Source organism: Nitrospirota bacterium (assembly GCA_016194305.1).
Taxonomy (GTDB): Bacteria; Nitrospirota; Nitrospiria; order JACQBW01; family JACQBW01; genus JACQBW01.
In genome coordinates this window covers 1-8,925 of the sequence record JACQBW010000036.1, presented here as the reverse complement: position 1 = coordinate 8,925, position 8,925 = coordinate 1, and the positions used below count along the sequence as shown (strand labels likewise).

Genomic DNA, 8,925 nt, shown 5'->3' with positions numbered 1-8,925 from the left:
TTCGCGGCATACATGGCCACATCGGCGTGCTGGATGAGAGATTGCGCGTCTGTCCCCTGATCGGGATAGAGTGCGATGCCGATACTGACTTCCACGGCAATGTGAATATCCTGAATCAGAAAAGATTGTTCCAACACCTCAGTAATCTGTACCGCCATGAGTTCGGCATCTTCCGGTTTCGAGATCATCAAGATCACTGCAAATTCATCCCCTCCTAAACGGGCAACGGTATCCGATCTGCGCAGGACATTGCAAAGACGCATTCCTACCTGTTGCAGGACAAGATCTCCACACTGGTGCCCAAGTGTATCGTTGATCTCTTTGAATCGGTCCAGATCCATAAGCAGGACTGCCAGCATCCTGCTTTCCCGGTTAGCGACTAAAATTGCCTGCTTCAATCTGTCCTGAAACAATGTGCGATTAGGAAGTTTTGTCAGCGCATCGTAATGCGCCAGGTGGGCGATTGTGGATTCTGCTTCCCGTCTCCTTTTTCGAATTTTTGCCTCGTCCAATTCTCTTGAAATCGCAGGAAGAAGGCGTGCCGTATTATCTTTCATAATGTAATCGTGAGCCCCGGACTTCATACAAGCTACGGCTATCTCCTCTCCGATAGACCCGGACATGACGATAAATGGAATGTCAAATCCATATTTTTGAACAAGAAATAAAGCTCTGATCCCGGTAAATTGGGGCATGTTAAAGTCTGAAATAATTACGTCCCAATCCGATCCTTCCAGCGCGATGGTCATATCGCTCTCGTTATCTACACGTTCAAATACGGGATCGTACCCTCCCCGCCGGAGTTCATTGACGAGTAACTCCGTATCTTCTTCAGAGTCTTCAACAATCAAAACGCGAATAGACGTTGCCATCAGAAATCCCTCCCCGTCAGGGCTTCATTCAGAACGAGCCAATAAAGCCCCAATTGCCGTACTGCCTCGGTAAATTGTGTAAAGTCGACCGGCTTTCGGATGTAACTGTTGGCCCCAAGTTTGTAACCGCTTACTTTATCCTGCTCCTCTTTTGAGGAAGTCAGAATGACAACAGGAAGCAGGCGGGTCTTGGCATCCATGCGAATTCTCCTCAAAACTTCAAATCCGTCTAATTTGGGCAACTTGAGGTCCAACAGAATAAGATCCGGAAGGTGTATTGCATCCAGTCCGGACTGAGATCCGTTTCCGAAGAGATAATCAAGCGCTTCGACTCCGTCATGGGCTATGACGATTCTGTTCTTAATGCTGTTTTTCTCAAGGGCCATTCGGGTCAGTTCCTCGTCATCGGGATTGTCTTCAATCAGCAAAATAATTCGATCCTGCATGAAATGCCTCCTTATGAAAGAGTGAAATTAAAAACTGCGCCTTTTTCAGTTTCTGCCTCCGCCCAGACCCTGCCGCCATGTCGATGAACAATTCTTTGAACCGTCGCCAGCCCAACGCCTGTCCCGGCAAATTCGGTGGCCCGATGCATTCTTTGGAAGGCCCCAAATAGCTTATTTGCGTACGTCATATCAAATCCAGCCCCATCGTCCCGGACAAAATAGACCGGCTTGCCATTTTCGAAGGTCATTCCAAATTCGATAACGGCCCTGGCATGTTTGGCGGTAAACTTCCAGGCATTTCCCAGGAGATTTACCAGGACCTGCCGGAGGAGCCGACCATCTCCCGTCGCCATCGCTCCAGAGACGACCCGACATTCTACCTGGCGTTCAGGTTGATCAATTTGAAGGTCCTTGAGAATTGTCCTGGCTAAACCGCTCAAATCAACATCTTCCCGCACCATTTCGATTCTGGTTACACTGGAGAGGTTGAGCATGTCATCAATGAGTTGAGCCATTCTCTGGCTGGCTGCACGAATTCGGCGAAGATAGTCCTTCCCGCGATCGTCCAATTTTTCGGATTCCTTTTCCAGAAGCGCCTGGCTGAATCCGTCCAAGGCCCTCAATGGGGCCCGAAGATCGTGGGAAACCGAATAAGAAAAAGCTTCAAGTTCCTTGTTTGCACCTTCTAACTGGGCGGCATTGTGTTGGAGTTCTTCGTTGAGTTTTAAAATGGCATGATCGGAATTTTTCTGCTCCGTCACATCCCTGGCTGAAGAGTAAAAGAGTCTTTTTTCCATATCGGGAATCGTTTTCCACTGCAGCCAGCGATAGGTCCCCTCTTTGGTCCTGTAGCGATTTTCAAAAGTGATAATGGGACTTCCGGAATAAAGGGTTTTGGCCACGTTGATCGTCGCCTCCCGGTCGTCGGGGTGAATCAGACCAAGGTAAGGTTTTGACAGGAGTTCTTCAGTAGTCCAGCCAAGAATTCTTTGCCATGAAGGATTTAATTGTTTAAAGTAACCGTCGCCCTCAGTAATACATAACATATCAAGAGAAAGATTAAAGAAACGGTCCCGATCTTTTTCCATCCGTTCCCGCTGAAGAGCCATGCGATCCAGCGCGCTGGCGTTTTTCCAGACGAGGATGCCAAGAATTAAAATGGTGGAGAGTACAAAAATCGTGATTCCAAAAGTTGAATTGTAAAGTCCAATCTTTTCCCCCTCTAGGAGGAGTCCTCCCATTAGGAAAGGAGAAACGATCACTTCTGGACCCGAAGTTTTTGAAAAGAGTTGGAAAAAACTGCGCGGGAAAGATTCAATATGAGTGGACATTCATGATCCTTTTATCTTTGGCGTTTTCCAGGTCTATAAGAGCACACCTCATGCATTTATAGTATAACGGACTTTTTCTATTTGTCGAGTATTAATGTGACTGTATTATTAATACAAAGTAACTAATTTAAACTCTATGAATTATTTTGAACTAACTCGTGTTGATATCACTTAAAAAAAAGGGGGACGGTCATCGTCCCCCTCAAACTTAAAGACCCGTTTACATCTTTCAAGATTCCAGCTCACACTTCCTGGCTCTCATTATTTTGATCACAAAAAATTAGCCCGGCTCCGCGATACCCGGATTCTATTTCTCCACTTCATCATAATACTCGTCTTCTTGCGAATCGCCGTCCAGAACCGTTGCCTTTGGCACAGTCATCATCAACAACTGTCCTCCTTCGACCAGCTCTTCTGGGTTGGTAAATCCACGTGGATTCGCGGCGTTAATCAGAAAATGGGCCTGCACATCCAGGAGAAAATAACGGTAGTGTTTTGTATCATAACCGCGTACCCCTCTGAATAAACGGGTAACATCTATAATTCCCGACGACTCTTCGTCCTGGGTGAGGAAATTCGATCCTCCGCTCAAGAATCGGCTCGGATCATGCTGACCAAGGTTCGTGACGGTATTGGTGGACGGGTTATAGGACCAAATCTGACCGAGTCGAATATTATTACCGACGTCTTCCAACATGTAAAGGCTCCCTTCCTTATCCAGGGTAATGTTGTCCATCATCTTGATCTGCGGCGAGGGAATGGCATTTCCATCGATCATCACCTCAACCGTACCTCCCAGTTCGGGACGGGTAATATCGTCGAATGTCAGGCGCCAAAGACGACTGTCGCCTGTCGCATCGCTATTCATACTTGCCGTGGTCACAAAATAGTAGCGGTTGGGGTTGACCGTATCCCAGGCACCGTCCTCGGGACGCTGTAAGACGGTTCCGGCGGTATTGGCAGTCAGCGAGAATCGACCCGAATACGCAATTGGGATTGGAATGGAGCCTCCCACGCTGGCTTCAGTGGCAAAACCATCGATCGATAGAGCATAAGTGATTCCGTTAGCGAGACCGGCCAATTCGACCGGATTCCCTGTTTCCTGTTTCTCTCCAATGTAAAAAAACACTTTGTTGAATCCGCCGTCATCCTGGCCGACCACGAGGGTTTTGTCCTGAGGGTAAGGACTGGCCAGGAGGTTCTCCCAGTTGGCATGTCCCATGAGAGGGAGTTCATAGCTGGTTCCCTGCTGGCGACCTTCGGCAATGTGCGCAAAAGCCCGTTGGGAAGGACGAAGCGAGGTCTTTTCCTCTTCTCCGTTTAAAAAAATACGACCTTCATCGAACCCTTTACCGCTCTTCCTGTTGTAGAACGCGCTGGGTGACGCAAGATCAGCCGAACAGAACCGGATAAACACATTATTCAGGGATTCTACGTAGCCTAAATTGACCGGATCCCAGAGCATCACTTTCTTAATCAGGTCTTCCCCATTGAGCACGGTCAGGTCGCTCTTTCGTATTTTCCACTTGGAGACAAATGCGCCGGCACCCCCGTGGTCGCGCACGATACCGGTCGGAACTCCGGTCGTCCCATTAATATTGAATTCATGGTTCATCAAGACGGTGATGGTACCGTCACCGTTGTCGTAAGCTCCCAGGCCATCGGGTATACCCGCCATACGATAGTATCCATCTCCTTTATGTTTTTTCTTAATACCGTCGCCGGTCGTCAAAATTGAAGTAAACTCGACTCCGGCCGTGTTGGGGACTAGATACGGTGATTGTGAACTGCTAGGGCCGGTTGCCGCCGAGAGTGTCCCAGGAATCATGACGGTCGATATCGCTATCGATAAGATTTTTCGAAGCATTCTACTCCTCCTTATTTAATATTAACGAATTTGTCATTAAGATTAAACGGACTGGCCGTTTGACCCGCCAGATAAACGTCTGGTTTTCAACTCTTTCTTTCATCTGACCTGCGGAGCATAGTGCTTTCTTATTACAAATTTGTTTTCATTTTCATAAAAATTTGTTAATTTTCAAAAATCTTAATAATAAAGCAGATCCTTCCCGGCCTTTTATCCTGCCGTAATTTACTTCAAGAAATCCTCTTCTTGTATTTTCTACAGAACTTACCTAGAATTCTCTCAAAAGAGCTCAAACCTTCTGGGAGTAAACCTTGTTTAAAAAAATGGTCTTTCTAAATTTTCTCCTTGTGCAAATGTTCATCTTCACCTCCTGCGCATCGACAAAACTCATCAACCCGTGGCGCGATGTAAGTTATCAGGGACCAGTCAAGAAAATATTCGTCGTCGGGGTGATTAAAGACCGGATGCGGCGGAGTCTGCTTGAAAAGGAATTCCTTCTCCAATTCAAATCACGCGGGGTGCAAGCAGTTTCAAGCACCGAAGTCCTCTCGGACGAAGGCGTCCCGACAAGAGAAACGGTCGAACCGAAGGTGCAGGAACTGGGAGCTGATGCGGTCTTCATCGTCAAGTTCATCAGGAAGGAGACCGTCGATTCATACACTCCCCAACGCGATTCCGGAGTGCCGATGAATTTTACCGCGGACAATGAGGCACTCTTTCAATTCCCGGACGAAGGGGATCGAAAAATTGGATATGATTATAATATCGCTTTTGTTCAACTCACCCTTTACGACACTCTAACAAAAAAACCGATTTGGTCTTCAATGACAGCAACCAAATATCAAGGTGGCGCCCTCGAACAAATTTCTCCGTTTGTCACTTTTGTCATCAAGAAACTATCGGAAGTGAAAATGATTCATTAGGAGCACGCCCTATGATACACTTGAAATATGGATCATCGACCTGCGGGCAACTCATTTGCTGATTTCCCTCCCGATTCTCCGGAGGAAAAGAGACTTTCCTCAACCTCTGAAAAAGAGTATACGAAAGATCCTCCAAATAAGAAGAAAGGAGTGTTCTGGTCAATTCTTTCCCTGATAGGATTGATTCTTTTTAAATTTAAAAGTCTTTTGGTCTTTTTGAAGTTTGCCAAATTCGGAATCACTGCGATTTCGATGGCGGCAACGGCATGGATTTATGCATTATTTTATGGATGGGCGTTCGCGGCAGGCCTGGTCATTTTAATCTTCCTGCACGAAATGGGTCACGCGGCGGCAATCCGGATGAAGGGAATTAAGACCGGAGCTCCGGTATTTATCCCTTTTGTCGGTGCCTTCATTGCCATGAAAGAGTTCCCGAAAAATGTGAAAGTGGAATCGTTCATCGCCTTTGGCGGTCCCCTCGCAGGAGCAGTGGCTTCGACATTTGCCTACATGCTTTTTAAAGAATCCGGTAATTCCCTCTATTTGGCCCTGGCCTATGTGGGGTTTTTGATGAATCTTTTTAATTTAATACCATTTAGTCCGCTCGACGGAGGCAGGATTGTTGCCGCAGTATCGACAAAAATTTGGGGTGTGGGGCTTGTTGCAGTGCTTCTTTTTTTTCTGAAAACGCATCATCCGATGCTCCTGATGATCCTCCTGTTCGGGGCAATTCGATTATGGAAAAGCTGGAAAGAAAAAGAAGAAGAGAAAGAATACTATGATGTCGAGCCTTCGTTTCGATTCAATATGGGGCTCTCTTACCTCGGACTCGTGATTTACCTGGGTCAGATGACTCTCATGACCCTGAAACTTCTCAATCGGGATGAATTCAGATCCGGACTCGGTACGCCTTAAGTTCGACTTATAATCCAAATCGTCTTCGGACGATCTCGCGTCTGTTAATCAATTCCCATCTTTGGGCCAGAATCATACTGAGTCTCTATGGACTCCCATTGGATAGGGGCACCCTTACTATGACCTTCTGTCGCACAAAAATCGGAAAGATCATTCAACTTCTTTGAAACTGTCGCCAGATTCGATGTTTTTGTTTCACGGTCCATAGTTATTTCTCCTTCATGAGACTTCACCCCGGGAACTGATTAAAAGCAAGAATCTAAATCTCAGTTACCTGCCTTTTATTTAAAAAAAACCTGTCATCTTAATAAAAAGCAAAGGACATGCCAAACAATTGAGTAATCAAATAATAATTATTCCCTTGATAAATCATGTATTTGCAAGGATCTGGTGCCTGGCAGAATCAAAGGAAGGGAAACGGACCTTAAGACGTTAATGTATAAAACAGACAATGTTTACACATTATTGTTTGATTTAAGCCATTCGTGTGGTGGAATTGAGATTTGGATTTTTAGTGATGTAGTGCTCTTTTGTCGACCGCCAAGGACGCTTCATGGATGACTTCTGACAATGAAGGATGCGCATGGACGATACGAGCCACGTCTTCGCTGCTCGCAGAAAATGCCATGGCCAACACACCTTGTTGAATTAATTCAGATGCCATGGGCCCGATTATATGCATCCCCAAAACGCGGTCACTTTGAGCATCCGCCAGAATCTTAACCAATCCGCTGGCCTGATTTAGGCACCGGGCGCGACCATTGGCTTGAAAAGAAAATTGTCCCGATCGATAGGGCGTTCCCAAAGCCTTAAGTTCCTGCTCGTTCTTGCCCACCCACGCGATTTCCGGTGCTGTATAAACCACCCAGGGAACAAGATTATGATTGATTGAAGACTGTTGTCCTGCAATCCTTTCGGATACCATTACCCCCTCTTCCGAAGCCTTGTGGGCCAGCATGGGACCATGCACGACGTCCCCCACTGCATAAACGTTGGGCAGATTGGTCTGGCAGTACTCATCAATCGCGATGCCTCCACCTTGATCAAGCTTTAATCCAATACTTTGATCGGCCACCTGGTTGGCGTTTGGAATTCTCCCCACTGCAACTATGAGCTTGTCAAGTTCAAGTGTCTGAACTTTTTTTAACGGATCTCGCCAGGTCATCATCAGACCCTTGTCATTGAATGACACGCTATCAATTTGTGCGCCGAGGTGGATTTTTAAACCCTGTTTGGTAAAACTCCGCAAGGCCTCTTTCGCAATTGCTTCGTCCGCGGCGGGCATAAAAACCTTCGCCGCTTCCACCAAGGTCACCTCGCTACCCAATCGGCGCCACACGCTTCCCAGCTCAAGACCAATTACCCCTGCGCCGATGATGCCAAGGCGTCGAGGCACCTCGGAAAAAGAAAGCGCTTCGACGTTATCCACGATCCGCTTACCGTCCACTGGCGCAATGGATAACTCACGCGGCCTGGAACCGGTAGCGATTATGACGTGTTTCGCGGTGAGTTTACGTTTGCCGCTATCAATATCGATTTGCCATTCTTCCTGGCTCCGTCCTGACAACCTGGCTCTCCCGGAGACAGAAGTCACTTTATTTTTCTTGAAGAGATGGGTAATGCCCATCGTAAAGTCAGATACAATTTTGTCCTTACGTCCTATCATTTTCGCAAGATCGCACTTCACTCCTTGAATTTCAATACCGTGGACCTCCATGTCCAATTGCGCAGCTTCGTATAATGCGGAGGATTCCAGCAAAGCTTTGGAAGGAATGCAACCCACATTCAAACAGGTTCCGCCCAGAGCGCTTTTTCCATCGGCGTTTTTAAAGTCATCGACGCAGGCCACAGCCAGGCCGAGTTGCGCAGCCCGGATTGCCGCAATATATCCGCCGGGTCCGGCTCCTATCACGACGACATCAAATTCCGCCATTATTTTTGCTCTCCCTGTTCAGAAAAAAAAAATATCCTCATGTCGCGATGCATTCTATAAATCGAGGATCGCACTTCCCGGAAACTCCAGCGCTTCCTTGATAGCAGATAAAAACTGTACGGCATCGCGGCCGTCAATGATGCGGTGGTCATAAGACAAGGCCAAATAATTTATTGGACGAATGACAACCTGACCATTTTCTGCAACGGGCCTCTCCTTCGTCGCATGGATGCCAAGTATGGCCGATTGGGGAGGATTGAGTATGGGCGTGGAAAGCATCGAACCGTACACTCCGCCATTGGAAATGGTAAACGTACCGCCGCTTAATTCATCCATCAAGAGTTTTCCGACTTTCGCTCGAGCTGAAAAATCGGCAATTTGCCTTTCAATTCCCGCAATCGACAATTTATCGGCATCGCGAATGATCGGAACCACGAGGCCACGCTCACTTCCAATCGCCACACCGATGTCGTAATAACCATGGTAGATCATATCGCTTCCATCTATGGACGCATTGACAACGGGAAATCGTTGTAACGCCAAAACGGAAGCTTTTACAAAAAAAGACATGAACCCCATTTTGACACCATGCTTCTTCTCGAACAGTTCCTTGAAGCGGCTACGCAACTCTATGACAG

Annotated in this window: 8 protein-coding genes; 2 read left to right on the top strand and 6 right to left on the bottom strand. The window is 47.0% G+C overall.

Going from position 1 to position 8,925, the window contains the following annotated elements; translation table 11 throughout:
* The 4 genes from HY200_10790 to HY200_10775 form a co-directional block, all read right to left on the bottom strand.
* A partial coding sequence (locus HY200_10790; GenBank protein MBI3595431.1) for a GGDEF domain-containing response regulator occupies positions 1-872 on the bottom strand: 872 nt, incomplete at its 3' end.
* Positions 872-1,318: a response regulator gene (locus HY200_10785; protein MBI3595430.1), complete on the bottom strand. Its 447-nt coding sequence runs from the start codon at positions 1,316-1,318 to the stop codon at positions 872-874. The genes HY200_10785 and HY200_10790, both read right to left, overlap by 1 nt.
* Before the next feature lie 11 nt (positions 1,319-1,329).
* Positions 1,330-2,649 carry a PAS domain S-box protein gene (locus HY200_10780; GenBank protein ID MBI3595429.1) on the bottom strand — a complete coding sequence of 440 codons (1,320 nt, stop codon included), beginning with the start codon at positions 2,647-2,649 and terminating at the stop codon, positions 1,330-1,332.
* A gap of 307 nt (positions 2,650-2,956) precedes the next feature.
* Positions 2,957-4,516, bottom strand: coding sequence for a hypothetical protein (locus HY200_10775; protein ID MBI3595428.1), 1,560 nt, complete (start codon positions 4,514-4,516; stop codon positions 2,957-2,959).
* 311 nt (positions 4,517-4,827) lie between these two features.
* Between HY200_10775 and HY200_10770 the strand changes: the two genes are divergently transcribed.
* Both HY200_10770 and HY200_10765 read left to right on the top strand, forming a co-directional pair.
* Positions 4,828-5,439: a hypothetical protein gene (locus HY200_10770; GenBank protein ID MBI3595427.1), complete on the top strand. Its 612-nt coding sequence runs from the start codon at positions 4,828-4,830 to the stop codon at positions 5,437-5,439.
* Positions 5,440-5,466: 27 nt separating this feature from the next.
* Positions 5,467-6,354 carry a site-2 protease family protein gene (locus HY200_10765; protein MBI3595426.1) on the top strand — a complete coding sequence of 296 codons (888 nt, stop codon included), beginning with the start codon at positions 5,467-5,469 and terminating at the stop codon, positions 6,352-6,354.
* A gap of 511 nt (positions 6,355-6,865) precedes the next feature.
* Here HY200_10765 and lpdA read toward each other — a convergent pair.
* On the bottom strand, positions 6,866-8,287 hold the full coding sequence (lpdA, locus tag HY200_10760; GenBank protein ID MBI3595425.1) for a dihydrolipoyl dehydrogenase: 1,422 nt from the start codon (positions 8,285-8,287) through the stop codon (positions 6,866-6,868).
* Between the two features lie 54 nt (positions 8,288-8,341).
* On the bottom strand, positions 8,342-8,925 hold a 584-nt coding region (locus HY200_10755), incomplete at its 5' end, for a 2-oxo acid dehydrogenase subunit E2 (GenBank protein MBI3595424.1).

What these genes read in the sequence shown, in the direction of transcription:
- lpdA (MBI3595425.1), bottom strand. Translation starts at nt 8,287, where the DNA reads ATGGCGGAATTTGATGTCGTCGTGATAGGAGCCGGACCCGGCGGATAT.
- HY200_10775 (MBI3595428.1), bottom strand. Translation starts at nt 4,516, where the DNA reads ATGCTTCGAAAAATCTTATCGATAGCGATATCGACCGTCATGATTCCT.
- HY200_10785 (MBI3595430.1), bottom strand. Translation starts at nt 1,318, where the DNA reads ATGCAGGATCGAATTATTTTGCTGATTGAAGACAATCCCGATGACGAG.
- HY200_10780 (MBI3595429.1), bottom strand. Translation starts at nt 2,649, where the DNA reads ATGTCCACTCATATTGAATCTTTCCCGCGCAGTTTTTTCCAACTCTTT.
- HY200_10765 (MBI3595426.1), top strand. Translation starts at nt 5,467, where the DNA reads ATGGATCATCGACCTGCGGGCAACTCATTTGCTGATTTCCCTCCCGAT.